Raw genomic sequence first — 16,782 nt, forward strand, 5'->3', positions numbered from 1 at the left:
CGAGGTGCTCAGCGACCCGTCAACTATGGCTTTCTGAAATTTCGTTCGCGCGGCGCAGCCGTTCGCGGCTGTTGGACAGATGCATGCGCATGGCCGCGCGCGCGCCTTCGGCGTCGTGTCGGCTGATCGCCTCGAGAATGCTCTCGTGCTCCAAGTTGACGAGCGACAGGTACGCGTCCGGCTCCGCGCGCGCAATGCCCGCCGAGTCGAGCCGGTTGCGCGGAATCAGCGCGCTGCCCATTTGCGTGAGGATGTCCACGAAATAGCGGTTGCCCGTGGCGCGCGCCACCGAGATATGGAACTGCAAATCGGCGTCGACGCTGTCGCGTCCGTTGTGGCGCGTCGCCTCGATCGCGTCGAGCGCGGCGCGCATGCGTGCGACGTCTTCCGGCTTCGCGCGTTGAGCGGCGAGGCCCGCACATTCCGTTTCGAGGCTGATGCGCAGTTCGAGAATCGACAGCACGTCGCGCAGCGTGGTGGCCGGCACCATGTCGATGCCGAGCTTTTCGCGCTGCGGTTCGAGCACGAAGCTGCCGATGCCGTGACGCGTCTCAATGATCTTGCCCGCCTGCAGGCGCGAAATCGCTTCGCGGATAACCGTGCGGCTTACGCTCAGCGTGACCATGAGTTGCGATTCTGTCGGCAGCTTGTCGCCGGGCTTGAGGGCGTTTGACGCGATCTGCTCGGTGACGTAATTGACGACGAGCTCGGCGAGATTACGAGCGCGTCGTGGCGGTGCCGCGGATGCCAGTGGTGTAGCCATCGAAAACGCCCCTTGAATCAGGTAGTTGCAGAGACTTCGTGCGATCCATTATACCGTCGTCTGACGACTGATTATAGAAAGGCCGGATCATTTAGCGCCGTGCCGCGGCGGGTAAGCGGCGGCGCGCGGTACGGCGCTGCCGGACGGCGACCCGGCGCGGCGCTTAGCGCGGGCGCAATTCCACGCGCTTAATGTCCTTCACGATCACGAGGTAGCTGAACACCGTGAGCAGCGCATTTGCGCCGACGAAAACCAGCGCGCCATTGAACGAGCCGCTCTTCGCCACGAGATAGCCAATCACGATCGGCGTGACGATGCCGGCCACGTTACCGAACATGTTGAAGATCGCGCCGGACAAACCGAGCGCTTCCTTCGGCGATGTATCGGCGACCACCGCCCAGCCGAGCGCGCCGATGCCCTTGCCGAAGAACGCGAGCGACATCAGCGCGACGACGACCCAGTCGGTGGACACGTAGTTGCAGCCGATGATCGACACCGACAGCAGCATGCCGCCGACAATCGGCACCTTGCGCGCGACGGTCAGCGAATGGCCGCGCCGGATCAGCGAATCGGACAGGATGCCGCCGAGCACGCCGCCCGAGAATCCGCAGATCGCGGGCAGCGACGCCACGAGGCCCGCTTGCAGGATCGTCATGCCGCGCGCCTGCACGAGGTAGATCGGAAACCACGTCAGGAAGAAGTACGTCAGCACGTTGATGCAGTACTGCGCAAGATAGACGCCGACGAGCATCCGGTTGCTCAGCAATTGACGCACGAGGGACCAGCCGCCTGCTTTCTCGACGTTTTCACGACGCGCGTTATGTTGGCCGCTCACCACGCCGCCGCCCTGTTCGATGTACTCGAGTTCCGCAGCGGAGACGCCAGGGTGGTCGGCGGGATGCTTCATCACCTTGAGCCAGGTGAGGGCGAGCAGTAAGCCGGCGAAGCCCATCACCACGTAGACCATGTGCCAGCCGAACGCGTGCGTGAGCCAGGCCATCAACGGTGTGAATACGACTGCCGCGAAGTATTGAGCCGAGTTGAATATCGCCGATGCCGTGCCGCGTTCCTTGGTGGGAAACCAGCTTGCTACCACCTTGGCGTTAGCGGGAAAGGCGGGCGATTCCGCCGCGCCCATCGCGAAACGCAACAGGAAGAGACCGGTGACCGCGGCAGCCGCGCTGCCGAGCAGGCCGATCGAGCTTTGCAGCAGCGTGAAGAGCGACCAGAAGAAAATGCTCGCGGCATACACGCGCCGCGCGCCGAAGCGGTCGAGCAGCCAGCCGGCCGGCAATTGTGAAAGCACGTACGCCCAACTGAACGCGGAGAAGATGTAGCCCATCCGGATCGCGTCGAAACCGAACTCGGCGCGCATTGCCGAGCCAGTGACCGACAGCGTCGCGCGGTCCGCGTAGTTGAACGTGGTGATTACAAAGATAAGCAGCAGGATTGCGTAGCGGACTTTCGTGCGCTTCGCAACGTTCGCGGAACTTGCCGTGCGGCTCAGGTCCATGGTCATCTCCTTAGTTCTTATGCAAGGGAGCGGGCATCCGGCCTTGGTGGCGCGGCGTCTCCCGAACGCATGTGCAAAAAACGCCCGGCGACGGTGTTGTCCCCGGGCGCTGTTGCGCTGCCGCCTGTGCGGCACTTGTTTCCTGACCGGCGCGAAATCCACGCGCCGGTCAGGCGCGCAGCATTACTGCGGGCCGAGCGTCTTGATGAGCGCGTCGAGTTGCGCCATTTCTTCTTCGGTCAGATCGGTCAGCGGTGCGCGCACCGGGCCGGCGCTATGGCCAACCAGCTTTGCACCGGCCTTGACGATGCTGACCGCGTAGCCGGCGCGGCGGTTGCGGATCTTCAGGTACGGCAGGAAGAACTCGTCGATCAGCTTGCCGACGGTTGCGTGGTCGTCCGCGGCGATAGCGCGGTAGAAGTCCATCGCCGTCTTCGGAATGAAGTTGAATACTGCCGACGAGTACACCGGAACGCCCAGCGCCTTGTATGCCGCGGCGTAGACTTCCGCGGTCGGCAGGCCGCCGAGGTACGAGAAACGGTCGCCCAGACGGCGGCGGATCGTTACCATGTTTTCGATTTCACCCACGCCGTCCTTGAAACCGATCAGGTTCGGGCAGCGCTCCGCGAGGCCTTCGAGCATGTCGGCGTTGAGCTTGGAATTCGCGCGGTTGTAGATGATCACGCCCATGTTCGGCACGGACTTGCAGACCTCTTCGGCGTGCGCGGCGATACCTTCCTGACAGGCTTCAGTCAAATAATGCGGCATCAGAAGAATGCCGTTCGCGCCATGGCGCTCGGCTTCCTTCGCGTACGCAATCGCGACGCGCGTCGGGCCGCCAGCGCCGGCCAGAATGGGCACCTTGCCCTTGCACACTTCAGTCGCCGTACGCACCACGTTCGAGTAGTCGTCATGCGTAAGCGAGAAGAACTCGCCCGTGCCGCCCGCCACGAACAATGCCGACGCGCCATACGGAGCCAGCCATTCCAGGCGCTCGGCGTAAGTGTCGGCGCGGAAATCGCCCTTTTCGTCAAAGTCGGTGACAGGGAAGGAGAGGAGGCCTTGCGAGACGATCTGCTTGAGTTCCTGCGGTGTAGTCATGATGTATGTATCCGGGCGTCGCTAAAGGTTGAGATCGGTTGAACCGTCGATCGATAGAAATGAAGATTTCTTATACGTCATCGTACAACAACAATTCGGCTAACTCAACGGAGTTTTCGCGGCATAATGCTGGTCATAGGGTAAATACGGAACATGCGGGCAAACATGTATGTTGTAGGATGACGTATGAATTGCTGCCGCAGAAGGCGTAAATCGCCATAAGGATCGATGCAATGGAACTCTCACCCCTCTACATTCGCGTTCACCCCAATGACAATGTCGCGATCGTCGTCAACGACGGCGGCCTGGGCGAGGGCGCGGTTTTTCCCGACGGCCTCGTGCTGCGCGAGCGCGTCCCGCAAGGTCACAAGGTCGCGCTTGCGGATCTGGCCGAAGGCGACGAAGTCATCCGCTATAACGTGGTGATCGGCTATGCGCTCAAAGCGCTGCCCAAGGGAAGCTGGATCAACGAACACGTGATCCGCATGCCGAGCCCGCCGGGGCTCGAAGACCTGCCGATCGCCACCATCAAGGCGCCGGAAATGCCGCCGCTCGAGGGCTACACGTTCGAGGGCTACCGGAACGCAGATGGCTCGGTGGGCTCGCGCAACATCCTGGCGATCACCACGACCGTGCAGTGCGTCGCCGACGTCGTCGAGCACGCGGTTGTGCGCATCAAGTCCGAACTGCTGCCGAAATATCCGAATGTCGACGACGTGGTGGGTCTCGGCCACACCTATGGCTGCGGCGTGGCGATCGACGCGCCGGACGCAATGGTGCCGATCCGCACGGTCCGCAATATCGCGCTGAATCCGAACTTCGGCGGCGAGGTGATGATGGTGAGCCTCGGTTGCGAGAAGTTGCAGCCGGAGCGTTTGATGCCGCCGGGCACGATCCCCATCGCCGCGGCGCAGAACCCGAGCGAAATCGCGGATATCGGCGATCTCGGCGCCGACGAGAACGGAGACGTTGTCGTGCTGCAGGACGAAGCGCACGTCGGCTTTCAGTCGATGGTCGAGTCGATCATGAGAACGGCCGAAGGTCACCTGAAGCGCCTGAACAACCGGCGTCGCGAAACCTGCCCGGCGGCCGATCTGGTCGTGGGCGTGCAGTGCGGCGGCAGCGACGCGTTCTCCGGTCTCACTGCGAATCCGGCCGTCGGCTTTGCGACTGACCTGCTGGTGCGCGCCGGCGCCACGGTCATGTTCTCCGAAGTCACCGAAGTACGCGACGGCGTCGATCAGCTAACGGCGCGCGCGGAGAACGCGGACGTCGCTCAGGCGATCATCCGCGAAATGCAGTGGTACGACGATTATCTGAAGCGCGGCGGCGCCGACCGCAGCGCGAACACCACGCCGGGCAACAAGAAAGGCGGCCTCTCCAACATCGTCGAAAAGGCGATGGGCTCGATCATCAAATCGGGTAACTCGCCGATTTCCGGCGTGTTGTCGCCGGGCGAGAAAGTGCGGCAGAAAGGCCTGATCTACGCGGCCACGCCGGCGAGCGACTTTATCTGCGGCACGCTTCAGCTTGCGGCGGGCATCAACCTGCACGTCTTCACGACTGGCCGCGGCACGCCGTATAGTCTCGCGGAAGTCCCCGTCATCAAGGTCGCCACGCGCTCGGATCTGGCGCGCCGCTGGCATGACCTGATGGACATCAACGCGGGCACGATTGCGACAGGCTCGGCAACGATCGAAGAGGTGGGCTGGGAGCTGTTCCGCTTCATGCTCGACGTTGCGAGCGGCCGCAAGAAGACCTGTGCGGAGAAGCTCAAGCTGCACAATGCGCTGGCGCTCTTCAATCCGGCGCCGGTGACCTGATCGCCGGATTCAGCGGGCCGCGATTTCGCGGCTCGTTTTACATTGGGCTTGACGGCTCGTCGCATGACTGGCTCTATTCGCCTTTCTTGCTTCACTGACAGTGGCTACTCATAAATACAAAAGACATGACTGACTCGAATTCTGACCGCGCGGCTGCACAAAAACCTTTTCGGCGCCTTCTGCTCACCGGTGCCGCCGGCAATCTCGGCACGCAATTGCGCGACGCACTCGCGGCGTGGGCCGACGTCGTGCGCGTAACCGACATCGCGCCGCTCGGCGAAGTGGCTGACCACGAAGAAGCGGCGATCGTCGACCTCGCGGACGAAGCCGCGGTTCACGCGCTGCTCGAAGGCGTGGATGCGGTGATCCATCTCGGCGGCATTTCCGTCGAGGCGCCTTTCGAAGATCTGCTCGAAGCGAATATTCGCGGACTGTACAACCTGTATTCGGCTGCGCAGAAACAGGGTGTGAAGCGCGTCGTGTATGCGAGCTCGAATCACACTGTGGGCTTCCATCCAGTGACCGAAGTGGTGGATATCGACGCGCCGTTGCGTCCCGACAGTCTGTACGGCGTGACCAAATGCTTCGGCGAATCGCTGTCGCGCTATTACTTCGACCGCTTCGGCCTGGAGACGGTGTGCCTGCGGATCGGCTCGTCGTTCGAGCAACCGAAGAACCCGCGCATGCTCGTCACGTATCTGAGCTATCGCGACTTCATCGAGCTGGTGCGCTGTTCGCTGTTCACCAATCGCGTCGGCCATGCGATCGTGTACGGCGTCTCGGACAATCGCACGAAGTGGGTCGATAACACGAAGGCGGCGTTCCTCGGCTTTCGCCCGCAAGACAGTTCGGTTCAATTTGAACATCTCTTCCCCGTCGCGGCTTCGACCGCGGATCTCGACGATCCTACGCAACGCTTCCAGGGCGGCGCATTCGTACTGGCCGGACCGATGGAGCCAAAGCGATGAGCGGGGCGACCAATCCGCGCGTCGAGCGAGTCGAGGCGGCGGGGCAGGCGCCGGCTCTCGTCGGCGAAAGTCCGGTTTGGCGTGTTGCCGAACAGGCGCTTTACTGGGTGGACATTCCAGCGCAAAAAATCGTGCGCCTCGTGGTGGAGACGGGCAAGCGCTCTGAATGGCTGTTGCCGGAGAAGGTCGCGTGCATCGCGTTCGACCGTCGCGGCACGGTACTCGCAGGCTGCGAGACTGCCTTGTTTGCGGTGACCTTGAGCGGAAGTTCGACCGATGCCACGGCGCAAGCCGTGCGCGCTAGCGAGCCCGTCGAAGTAACAGGACGCAAGCTCGCGGCGCCCGTCTTCCCCTTTGACGACATGCGTTTCAACGACGGCCGCTGCGACCGGCAAGGCCGCTTCTGGGCCGGCACGATGGTGCAGGACATGTCTTTGGCCAATCCAGCCGGTGCGCTCTACCGGTTCGACGCGCAGGGCGTGCTCTCGGCGCCGGTTGTCGACGGACTCATTACGCAAAACGGTCTCGGCTGGTCGCCGGATGGCAAGACCATGTATCTGTCCGACTCGCATCCGCTGCGCAGGCAGATATGGGCTTTCGACTACGAAGTCGAAACGGGTGAGCCGAACAACCGCCGCGTCTTCGCGGATCTGAACCACTATGTTGGCCGGCCCGATGGCGCCGCTGTGGATGCCGACGGCTGCTACTGGATCTGCGCGAACGACGCCGGCGCGCTATTGCGCTTTACGCCGCAAGGCAAACTCGACCGGCAGATTGCCGTGCCTGCAATCAAGCCGGCCATGTGCGCGTTCGGCGGCCGCGATCTCGACACGCTTTTCGTCACGTCGATTCGTCCGGGCGCGGGCGCGAGCGAACATGATGGCCATCTCTTCGCGGTACGTCCCGGCGTGAGCGGCTTGCCTGAGCCCGAATTCGCCGGCGATCTCTAAGTCGCTGCGCACTGTTCTCGCGTAGGGCGCTGGCCTGGTAGCCCGGTCGGCGCCCACGCTTCGCAACGATTAAATTCATCACTCGTCATACAACATTGTCGTGCGGACGCGACGTTTTTCGGTTATTCCGAATAATGTCCGCCGTTCTGCTTGCGTTCTCCACTTATTCGCGCAATCGGGCGCGCCGCCTCGCCGGGGCTCGCCCGTGGCCGATTCAGGTCATCCCTGTCGAACTGTTGTTTCCTCGGGTAAATACCGTCTGTACAACTCAAACTGCGTTTTATAGACTTCGTATGTCGTCGTACAACGTATAAGCGCAAACAGACAGCTTTCTACGCTTTTCGAGATTGCAACGCGATGAATGGCGGCTTTGGCGCGCGCAATCGCTCGCGTGAAAGTGCGCCGACGCAGCAGAAGTACAAGAAGTCGAGTTGTCCGACAGGAGTGCTGATCATTGTGCCGGGGACGTTGCACGAACAGCACGGCAAAGCATTTGCCACCTTAGGAGACCGCGAGCGCCGCACCGGGAGACCCAGCCAAACCATGTCACATCCGGGACCGTCCGTTTGCAGCCGGCCGTTCGCGTTTGGCCAGCCGTCAGCAGCCCTTCGCATCGATTGGGTGTCTATTTTTCAAGGAATGTCATGATGAACAAGAAGTTCGCCTCTTCCCGTGTTTCGTTGATTGTCGCTGCATCGGTGCTGGCCTTTGGCGCCATGTCGGCGCAAGCGCGCGTGTTCCGCGTGTCGGACGTGCACGGCGACACTTACCCGACCAATATGGCCGTGAAGTACATGGGTGAGCAGATCAAGACGGCAACCGGCGGCAAGGATTCCGTGAAGGTGTTCGGCAATAGCGCACTTGGTTCGGAGAACGACACAATCGATCAGGTGCGCATCGGCGCACTCGACATGGCGCGTGCAAACGGTGCGGCATTCAACGAAATCGTGCCTGAATCGATGATTCCGTCGCTGCCGTTCCTGTTCCGCGACATCGACCATTTCCGCAAGGTGATGTACGGCCCGGAAGGCCAGAAGATTTTGGACGCCTTCAAGGCGAAGGGCATGATCGCGCTGACTTTCTATGAAAGCGGTGCCCGTTCCATCTACACGAAAAAGCCTATCCGCACGCCGGCCGACATGAAGGGTCTGAAAGTGCGCGTGCAGCCGTCCGATCTGATGGTCGACGAAATCAGGGCAATGGGTGGTACGCCGACGCCGATGCCGTTTGCCGAAGTCTATACGGGCCTGAAGACCGGCCTCGTCGACGCAGCGGAAAACAACCTGCCTTCTTACGAAGAGACCAAGCATTTCGAAGTCGCGCCGGTCTATTCGGAAACCCAGCATTCCATGACGCCGGAAGTTCTCGTCTTCTCGAAGAAGGTGTGGGACACGTTGTCGCCGCAGGAGCAGGAAATCATCAAGAAGGCCGCGGCCGACTCGGTGCCTTACTACCAGAAGCTGTGGACCGCGCGTGAAAACGACGCAAGCAAGACGGTGACGAAGGGCGGCGCGCAGATCGTTGCGTCGTCGCAGATCGACCGCGCGGCTTTCGTGAAGGTGATGCAGCCGGTTTGGGCGAAGTACGAGAAGACGCCGCAAATGAAGCAGCTCGTGGACGAGATCCAGGCAATCAAGTAACGCTCGCATCGCGCTTTCGCGACAGTGGAAAAGCCTTGCAGAAGTACTGCGAGGCTTTCCGCTGTCTGCGCGATTGCGCAACGGGCGACGGAAAGTAGCACGACTAACGAGTAAAAACGGTCCGTCGTAGGCAAGAATGGGGTCAAGAGATTCATGAAACGCCCAAACGATTTTATCTTTCGCGCACTCGCCGTTATCGCCTCGCTCAGCCTCGCAGGGCTGAGTCTGCTGGTGATCTACAGCGTCGTCATGCGCTACGTGTTTAGCGACGCTCCCGATTTCGTCGAGCCAATCGCACTGTTGCTGGTGATCGTGATCGCGATGTTCGGCGCAGCGCTGAAGGTCCGCGAAGGCGGCCATATCGGGCTCGATTCGTTGGTGAAGAGTCTGCCGGAGAAAGGTCAGCTCGCCGCGCACACGTTCCAGCATCTGTGTCTCATCGCGCTCGCCGTGGCGATTTTCTTCGGCTCGCTGCAAATGGCCGAGACCACGCTGCACGACAAGATTCCAATTCTCGGTTTGCCAGAAGCGCTCCGCTACGTGATCCCGGTCATTGCGAGCGTCTGCATCGCGTTGTTCTCATTCGAGAACCTTCTGACGCTTTTCGCAAAGAAACACAAATAGAACAATCATGGAACTTGCACTCCTCTCTATTAGCTTTATCGTCTTTCTGGTGCTCGGCGTTCCTGTTTCGTTCGCGCTGGGGCTGTCGTGTGTGCTCACGTATCTGTATGAAGGGCTGCCGGCCGCCACCGCGATGCAGTCGATGATCTCGGGGATGAACGCGTTTTCGTTCCTCGCAGTGCCGTTCTTCATCTTCTCGGGCGAACTGATGTTGCACGGGGGCATTGCCGATCGGATCCTGCGTTTCGCGCAGGCAACGGTCGGCCATTTCCGCGGCGGCCTCGGCATGGCGAACGTCGTCGCATGTACGCTGTTCGGCGGCGTCTCGGGTTCGCCCACGGCGGACACATCGGCAATGGGCGGCGTCGTGATTCCGCTGATGAAGCGCGAGGGTTACAGCGCCGCTTACGCGGTCAACGTCACGACGCATTCGTCGCTCGCGGGCGCGCTGATGCCGACGTCGACGAACATGATTATCTACGCGTTCGCGGCACAGGGCATTACCGGCACGCTGAACGGTGTGCCGATGAGCGGCGTGTCGATCGGCGATCTGCTGTTCTCGGGGCTGCTGCCCGTGTTGTGGGTGATGGGCTTCGTGCTGATCGCCGCGTACTGGCAAGCCGTACGCTACGGCTACCCGCGCCGTCCCGATGGCTCGACCGCACTGCAGCGTTTCCCGGGCTGGATGGCGGTCGCGCGGACCTTCCTCGGCGCATTGCCCGGCCTGATGGTGATCGCGATCATTCTGGTCTGCGTGGCGAAGGGCATTGCAACAGCGACGGAAGCCGCTGCTATTGCGGTGGCTTATTCGCTGGTGCTGACGGTCGTGGTGTATCGCTCGATGACGCTGAAAAAGCTCTCCTTCGCATTGTCGAAGGCCGCAAAGACCACAGGCGTCGTTCTGCTGCTGATCGGCGTATCGAACATGCTGCGCTACCAGATGGCGTATCTGGAGATCCCCGATGCGATCGAGCACATGCTGGACGGCGCGACGAGCATTCCCTGGTTGATGCTGCTCTATATCAACATCATTCAGGTATTCCTCGGCACATTCGTGGACATGGCGGCGCACATTCTGATCACTACGCCGCTGTTCCTGCCGATGGCGATGCATAGCGGTGTCGGTCCCGTGCAGTTCGGCATCATGATTCTGTTGAACTGCGCATTGGGCCTCGTTCACCCGCCGATCGGCTCGGTGCAGTTCATTGGTTGCGCGATCGGCAATGTGTCGATTGGGGAAACTACCAAGGTGGCTTGGCCGTATTACCTCGCTATCTTCAGCGCCATCAATATTGTGACCTACGTGCCGATGTTCTCCACGTGGTTGCCGAGCGTGATAAACGGACACCCGGTTTTCTGACCTGAAATCCCCGATTCACCGGTTGCGCGGTTCAGACAATGACCGGTAGTCAAGAACAATTTTTTAAAGAGGAGCATAAATGAAAAAGGCACTAGCAACCTCCGCCCTTGGCCTGTTCGCCCTTGGCGCACACGCTCAGAGCAGCGTGACGTTGTACGGTATCGTCGACACGGGGATCGGCTACCAAAGCAGCTCGACGACGCTCGGCTCGACTTCGGGCGGCCGCTCGGTTGTGAAGATGAACAACGGCATCTGGGCGGGTAGCCGCTTCGGCCTGAAGGGTAGCGAGGATCTTGGCGGCGGCACGAAGGCCATTTTCCAGTTGGAGCAGGGCTTTAACAGCGCAACCGGCGCGCAGAGCGTGAACGGCCTCGGCTTCAGCCGCCAGGCATGGATCGGTGTGACGAATCCCACGTACGGTACGCTGACGGCCGGCCGTCAGTACACGTCGTACTACACGCTGCTGTCGCCGTATAGCCCGACTACGTGGCTGACGGGCGCTTACGGCGCGCACCCGGGCGATCTCGATTCGCTGGATACGATCTACCGCGCGAATAACTCCCTCGTGTACACGTCGCCGAACATGTATGGTCTGACGGTAAGCGGTTCGTACTCGCTGGGCGGCGTGCCGGGCAGCTTCAACGCCGGCTCGACGTGGAGCGCCGCGGTGCAGTACCTGAACGGTCCGTTCGGTATCGCAGCAGGCTTCCAGCGCATCAACAACTCGACGCCTGGCGGCGGTCTGTGGGGCCCGGACTCGACTACGTCGAACAACGGCGCGACGACCGGCCCGGGTCTTTCCGGCATCACCAACGGTTACCGCACGGCGCAGGCTCAGCAGCGCGTTGCAGTCACCGGCGGCTACACGTTCAACTCGCAATGGGACGTGTCGTTCTCGTACTCGAACGTGCAATACATTCCGGGTGTGAACTCAGGTTTCCGTCATCAGGCGACGTTTAACACGGGTGGCGCAGTGGTGCACTTCAAGCCGATCGGTGCACTGGATCTGGCAGCCGGCTACAGCTACACGCGTGCGACGCAATCGAATGGCATCTCGAGCGCAGCTAGCTATAACCAGTTCAACCTGTCGCAGTACTACAGCCTCTCCAAGCGTACGGGTCTGTATGCGGTGGAAGCGTATCAGCGTGCGAACGGCCAGACGATCGGCAACAACGGCGTGAGCATCATCAACGCGACGGCCAATATCGGCGACGGTCAGAACAGCGCGCCGTCTTCGTCGCGCAGCCAGGTTGCAGGCGGCGTGGGCATCATTCACCGCTTCTAATGGCTTCAGGGTAGCGGCGGCGTGTTGTTACGCCGCCACAGCTACGCATTTAATTCATGCGTCGCTGAGCAATAAAACCGCTGCGCGCACCACGCGCGCAGCGTTTCAATTCAGCTTCCGCTGTCGGACCACAAGCGTCCTCCTGTTGCCCAATTTTCGCGCTTCACGTCGGTGAGAATGATGTCGACCGAATTCGGCTCGACGCCGAGCGATTCGCAAGTCGCTTTCGTGATTGCTTCGACGAATTGGCGTTTCTGTTCCACCGAGCGGCCTTCGAACAGTTCGATACGAAACGTGGGCATGGTTCGGCTCCGTTGAGAATCTAATTGATATCACGCGCCGCATAAGCAATTGCGGTAGTCATTGCGCGGTATGGTCAGGGTAATTCAGGTACTAATCGTCCGGCAGTCGCCCGTCAGTTGCCCGTCAGTCGCGATAAGTCGGGTCTAGGCGGTCCAGCTTGCGCAGCAACGCAGGCCATTCCAGTGTTCCTTCCACTGCGCCGCCGTCATAGAGTTGCTCGGCTGTGCGCGTGGCGACCGCGTCGTCAGGCACGACAAGCGGGGCGCCGCATGCTTGCGCCTGCAACTGGATCTCGCACGCTTTAAGCAACGTGGCCATCAGCACATACGCTTCGGCGACGGTGCGGCCCACGGTCAGCGGGCCGTGATTGCGCAGCAGCATGGCCGGCTTGTCCGCCAGATGTTCCACGAGGCGCCGGCTCTCCGCCGGCGCAAAGGCGAGGCCGTCATAGTCGTGATACGCGAGCTGACGATAAAAACGCAGCGCGTGTTGTGAAGCGGGCAGCAAACCCGCAGGCTGTGCCGACACGGCCACGCCTGCCGTACTGTGCAAATGCATGACGCAGAACGCGTCTGCGCGTGCCGCATGCACGGCGGCGTGAATGGCGAAGCCGGTCACGTTCACCACATGTTCGCTGGCACCGACAATATTGCCGTCGATGTCGATCTTCACCAGATTGGACGCGCGCACCTCGTCGAATGCGAGACCGAATGGATTGATCAGAAAGTGGCCCGGCTCGTCCGGAACGCTCGCGGAGATGTGCGTATAGATCAGGTCGTCCCAACCGTTGAGCGCGACGAGGCGATACGCGGCGGCCAGGTCGACGCGAGTTTGCTGCTCGGCTTGCGAAGTCGGCCCGGATTGCTCAATGCGGCCTGCGGGTGTGTGGATGAAAGACATACATCTCTCCTGAGGTTGTCTGGTATTCCCCAATCTTGCCTGACAGGCGGAGTCTCAGCGAACAGCCCGCTGCCTCAGCCATTGCACGCTCCACGTTGCGGCGACGAAAGGCGCGCTTAGCGCGGCGAAGCCGACGTGAGCCGCCGCCGCTTGCAAAGCCACTGAGATCGCCACGCCACCGAGCATCCACAAGACGCCGCAGTCGGTCAGCGCGATCGCGGTAAGGGCGCCGTTGAATCCTAGCAGGCTTGCGTCGAACGAGCTCGCCCCCGCGCCCAGCAGAACATGCAGGCTGCTTGCGAGCGCCGCGCCGGTCAACGCGCACAGCGCATGCCGTGCCGATGCCGCCGCGATCCCGATCAGCACGAATGCACCGGCCATTGCGCCCGAGGCGAAGCCGGTTTGCGCGAGACCGGCGAGCACGCCGCCGCCGAACTGCGCCGTGTCGAGCGTAGGCGTTGTTGCGAGACGCGCCGGCTCGGGTCCGCTTGCTGCGATCGGCATCCAGAGCCACGTGACGATCAGGCACGGGCTGGAGAAATAGCTCAACTGGCGCGCGCGCAGCCATCGTGACCACGGTTCGTGAAGCCATGCCGTTCCCGTGGCTGCGAGAATGGCGACGGCGGCCGCCGTCGCATTGTCGGCGATGAAGCTGAACGCGGCGAGTCCCGCCAATGCGCCGTTAAAGCCGTACAGGCCAGCGCGCAGGTCGTCGTCGGAGTGAGCGGCCAGGATCGCGCTCACGTTGGCCGCGACTGCGCCGATCAAGGCAGCACAGGCAAGGCGCGGGTCGCAAAGCATCCAGCTAGCAACGAGGCATGCCCCTGTGAATGCGTTCGCCTGGAGCACGATCTGCCCAAAGCTGCGCAGCAGGGTGCGCAAGGCGGCGGAATGCGCTTCGGTCGCGGCGGCATGCATGGTATCGGTCGATGAGCGTTCGGCGGCGCGCATCTGAAATCGAATGGCGCGCCGGCGGCGAACAGTTGCGAAACGCGAGGATAGGGTACTCGCGCGGCTGTGTGCATGCCCGCGCATTGATAGTGGCTATTTGCAAAGCATCCGCACGATGTGGCGGTAGGCACGCACATCGGCGAGCGCCCCGCGTTCGCGCTACGATATGAAGCGCGACGCGCTTGCTGCGCGTTTCATCATAGGAGGCGATCTGATGCGGGAAGTACGGTGGGCATCGCAAGAGGCCGAGGGAATCGAACACCTGTCGTTCGACGCACGCGACGACGGCTTCGAAGTGGAAAGCGTCGTGGTCGGGCAGCGCTACGGCAAGGCTTACGGGTTGCACTATAAAGTGCGCTGCGATGCGCAATGGCGCACGCGTTACGCATGGCTGAAGATCGTGGGCGGCGGAGAACTGGAACTGCACGGCGACGGCGAGGGCAACTGGCGCGATGGGCACGGCCTTCTGTTGAGCGCAATTGAAGGATGCATTGATATCGACATTGCCGCCACGCCGTTCACTAATACGTTGCCGATTCGCCGGCTGCAACTCACGCAAGGTGAGCGTCGACCTATACAGGTCGCGTACATTTCCACACCGGACTTGCAGGTCACTCGCGTCGAGCAGGCGTATTCGTGCATTGAATTGAATCGCGAGTACCGCTATGAAGGCATATTCCGCGACTTCACAGCGAATATGAAAGTCGACGACGACGGCCTTGTCATTGACTATCCGACGCTATTCACTCGCCTGCCGCGCGAGCGTTGAACGTGGGCGCGACTGGGCCACCCGGCTCTGCCAGATGTCGCGCCACAAAGCGCTCTATGTTTGCAGCAACTAGTTGCGGCTCGCGCAGCACGACCCAATGACCTGCGTCGAGTTCGACGCGGTCATAGGGTCCCAGCCAGGCTTCCTGGCCCACCGACAATTCCGGCCCGACATAGCGGTCATGCAACGGCACGATGAACTGAACGGGCACGTGCACGTGGCGTGCGCGCGGATGCAGGAGTTTGTCGATGAAATTCGCGCGATAGAGGTTCAGTCCGTTGATCGCGTTACGCATTTGCGTCGGGTCACGCGGCGCGTCAACGCGTTCCGTCATTCGTAGCCACAGCGGCCACATGCGCACTCCGCCCATGCGCCACACCAGTTCCGGCAGCCATGGCAAATGAAAAAAGAAGATGTACCAGGATCTGAGCAATTGACGAATGCTGAAGCGCGGCGATTGCTTCGCCATCCTACGTTTTTTGTGAGAGTCACGCGTGCTGCGCAACGCGACCGAAGCGTAATCGAGGCACGGGCCCGAGATAGAGGTAAATGACTTGATGCGTCCTTTGAACTGCGGGTCGATTACGGCTTCCCAGCTTTGAATCGAACCCCAGTCGTGGCCGACCAGATGAAAGGGCTGCGCACCGCAGGTGGCGTTCACGACTGCGCAGAGATCGGCAGCGAGTCGTTCAATACGGTATCCGTCGCGTGCGGCCGGCGCTTGCGATGCGCCGGCGCCACGCACGTCATAGCTTATGACGCGGTAGCGCGATTCGAGTTGCACGCGCACCGGTTCCCATACGGCGGCCGAGTCCGGATAGCCGTGCACTAGCACGATCGGCGGCGCGTCACGCGGGCCGCTCACGTAGGCCGCAAGCCGCACGTCGCCGGCATCCACCGGCAACGTGTCGCGTATCACGCGGCCGCCTGCGCGCCGCGCCGTGCTGCTCTACGCGAATTCGGGGCGGCCGCGTTGGAGGCGTCGACCGCCGCTACCAGGCCGTCGATCCGCGCGAGTTGCGCGCGATTGTCGTGATCCCACGGATGAAAGCCGGGCCGGAAAAAGCTCAGCCATTCAGCGGCTATACGCGGAAAGACGCCATGACGCGGGCCGTACAGGTATTTCACGACGCGCCACATGCCGCGCAGATGACCGCCGCGTTTGCGGTCTGCAATCAGCAGACGCACATGAAAGTCGAACACGATCAGCCAGAAGGTGATGGTGGTGCCGAGCATAACGCCTGTACGTAACAGATAACGCCCGAGTCCAGGCTCGAGTACCGTATTCCACACGTCGTAGGAAACGGCTTTGTGCTCGGTTTCTTCCAGTGCGTGCCACGTCCACATTTGCGCGTAACCGTCGATCGAACCTTCGATGCGTGACGCGTCCTCGAGCAGCAAGCCCGCGAGCATGGCCGTGTAATGTTCGAGGCACACGGTGACGGCCAATTGATACGAATGCGGCAGCACCTTGCGGCCGAAGTTGAGAATCGCCCACAGCCGTTTGTCGAGCTTATGCGCGGGCAAACCGGCTTGTTCCAGCAGATCGTTGTATTCGACGTGCTCGCGCGTATGCATCGCTTCCTGGCCGATAAAACCGAGTACCTGCTTTTTCAGCACCGGGTCGTCAATCTGATCGCGATAGTTGCGCACGCTGTCCATAAAGAAGCGCTCGCCGGCGGGGAAGAGCAGCGAAAGCGCGTTGAAGAAGTGGGTCACATGCGAGCCTTGCGCATGCCAGTCGCATGCACGGTCCTGCGGGAGGTTGAAGCGTAAGTCGCGGCGAACGGGCATCATGGCCTTTCTCCTCGTGATTCTATGAGCGTCTGGAT

The 16,782-nt window shown here is 61.5% G+C and carries 15 protein-coding genes and 1 pseudogene; 8 read left to right on the forward strand and 8 right to left on the reverse strand.

Annotated elements, in window-relative coordinates; genetic code table 11:
• Positions 1 to 19 precede the first annotated feature (19 nt).
• The 3 genes from H281_RS0127360 to kdgD form a co-directional block, all read right to left on the reverse strand.
• The gene (locus tag H281_RS0127360; protein WP_020070333.1) at positions 20 to 763 is read right to left on the reverse strand and encodes a FadR/GntR family transcriptional regulator; all 744 of its coding nucleotides are present in this window, start codon (positions 761 to 763) and stop codon (positions 20 to 22) included.
• 163 nt (positions 764 to 926) lie between these two features.
• Positions 927 to 2,276 (reverse strand): MFS transporter, encoded by a 1,350-nt coding sequence (locus H281_RS0127365; RefSeq protein WP_020070334.1) that lies wholly within the window; start codon positions 2,274 to 2,276, stop codon positions 927 to 929.
• Between the two features lie 183 nt (positions 2,277 to 2,459).
• Positions 2,460 to 3,377 (reverse strand): 5-dehydro-4-deoxyglucarate dehydratase, encoded by a 918-nt coding sequence (gene kdgD, locus H281_RS0127370; RefSeq protein WP_020070335.1) that lies wholly within the window; start codon positions 3,375 to 3,377, stop codon positions 2,460 to 2,462.
• A 233-nt stretch (positions 3,378 to 3,610) separates the two neighbouring features.
• Here kdgD and garD point away from each other — a divergent pair, with 233 nt between their 5' ends.
• The 7 genes from garD (at position 3,611) to H281_RS0127410 (ending at position 12,027) form a co-directional block, all read left to right on the forward strand.
• Positions 3,611 to 5,200, forward strand: a complete 1,590-nt coding sequence (gene garD / locus H281_RS0127375; protein WP_020070336.1) for a galactarate dehydratase — start codon at positions 3,611 to 3,613, stop codon at positions 5,198 to 5,200.
• Between the two features lie 125 nt (positions 5,201 to 5,325).
• On the forward strand, positions 5,326 to 6,168 hold the full coding sequence (locus H281_RS0127380; protein ID WP_020070337.1) for an NAD-dependent epimerase/dehydratase family protein: 843 nt from the start codon (positions 5,326 to 5,328) through the stop codon (positions 6,166 to 6,168).
• The gene (locus H281_RS0127385; RefSeq protein ID WP_020070338.1) at positions 6,165 to 7,118 is read left to right on the forward strand and encodes an SMP-30/gluconolactonase/LRE family protein; all 954 of its coding nucleotides are present in this window, start codon (positions 6,165 to 6,167) and stop codon (positions 7,116 to 7,118) included. Before H281_RS0127380 ends, H281_RS0127385 begins: the two co-directional genes overlap by 4 nt.
• A 647-nt stretch (positions 7,119 to 7,765) precedes the next feature.
• Entirely contained in the window at positions 7,766 to 8,758 is a 993-nt protein-coding gene (locus H281_RS0127395) for a TRAP transporter substrate-binding protein (protein ID WP_020070340.1), read from the forward strand.
• A 153-nt stretch (positions 8,759 to 8,911) separates the two neighbouring features.
• Entirely contained in the window at positions 8,912 to 9,382 is a 471-nt protein-coding gene (locus tag H281_RS0127400) for a TRAP transporter small permease (protein WP_020070341.1), read from the forward strand.
• Between the two features lie 7 nt (positions 9,383 to 9,389).
• On the forward strand, positions 9,390 to 10,742 hold the full coding sequence (locus H281_RS0127405) for a TRAP transporter large permease (protein ID WP_020070342.1): 1,353 nt from the start codon (positions 9,390 to 9,392) through the stop codon (positions 10,740 to 10,742).
• A 79-nt stretch (positions 10,743 to 10,821) separates the two neighbouring features.
• A complete protein-coding gene (locus H281_RS0127410) occupies positions 10,822 to 12,027 on the forward strand; it encodes a porin (protein WP_020070343.1) in 1,206 nt (401 codons plus the stop codon).
• A gap of 110 nt (positions 12,028 to 12,137) precedes the next feature.
• Here the strand turns inward: H281_RS0127410 and H281_RS0127415 are convergent.
• The 3 genes and pseudogenes from H281_RS0127415 to H281_RS0127425 all read right to left on the reverse strand — a co-directional run.
• Positions 12,138 to 12,338 (reverse strand): annotated as a pseudogene (locus H281_RS0127415) (4-oxalocrotonate tautomerase); the annotation flags it as partial.
• A 115-nt stretch (positions 12,339 to 12,453) separates the two neighbouring features.
• Positions 12,454 to 13,230 (reverse strand): class II aldolase/adducin family protein, encoded by a 777-nt coding sequence (locus H281_RS0127420; protein WP_020070345.1) that lies wholly within the window; start codon positions 13,228 to 13,230, stop codon positions 12,454 to 12,456.
• 54 nt (positions 13,231 to 13,284) lie between these two features.
• Positions 13,285 to 14,148: an urea transporter gene (locus H281_RS0127425; protein ID WP_027804991.1), complete on the reverse strand. Its 864-nt coding sequence runs from the start codon at positions 14,146 to 14,148 to the stop codon at positions 13,285 to 13,287.
• A 247-nt stretch (positions 14,149 to 14,395) separates the two neighbouring features.
• Here H281_RS0127425 and H281_RS0127430 point away from each other — a divergent pair, with 247 nt between their 5' ends.
• Positions 14,396 to 14,950 (forward strand): putative glycolipid-binding domain-containing protein, encoded by a 555-nt coding sequence (locus tag H281_RS0127430; RefSeq protein WP_027804992.1) that lies wholly within the window; start codon positions 14,396 to 14,398, stop codon positions 14,948 to 14,950.
• Here the strand turns inward: H281_RS0127430 and H281_RS0127435 are convergent.
• Together H281_RS0127435 and H281_RS0127440 are read right to left on the reverse strand one after the other, a co-directional pair.
• Positions 14,925 to 15,869 (reverse strand): alpha/beta fold hydrolase, encoded by a 945-nt coding sequence (locus H281_RS0127435; RefSeq protein ID WP_020070348.1) that lies wholly within the window; start codon positions 15,867 to 15,869, stop codon positions 14,925 to 14,927. The two genes, H281_RS0127430 and H281_RS0127435, sit on opposite strands and share 26 nt — an antisense overlap.
• Complete coding sequence (locus H281_RS0127440; protein WP_020070349.1) at positions 15,866 to 16,747, reverse strand: metal-dependent hydrolase; 882 nt, start codon at positions 16,745 to 16,747, stop codon at positions 15,866 to 15,868. The genes H281_RS0127435 and H281_RS0127440 overlap by 4 nt, the downstream gene beginning before the upstream one ends.
• Between the last annotated feature and the right edge of the window lie 35 nt (positions 16,748 to 16,782).

Origin of the sequence: Paraburkholderia caledonica (genome assembly GCF_000383275.1) — a bacterium.
Lineage (GTDB): Bacteria > Pseudomonadota > Gammaproteobacteria > Burkholderiales > Burkholderiaceae > Paraburkholderia > Paraburkholderia caledonica.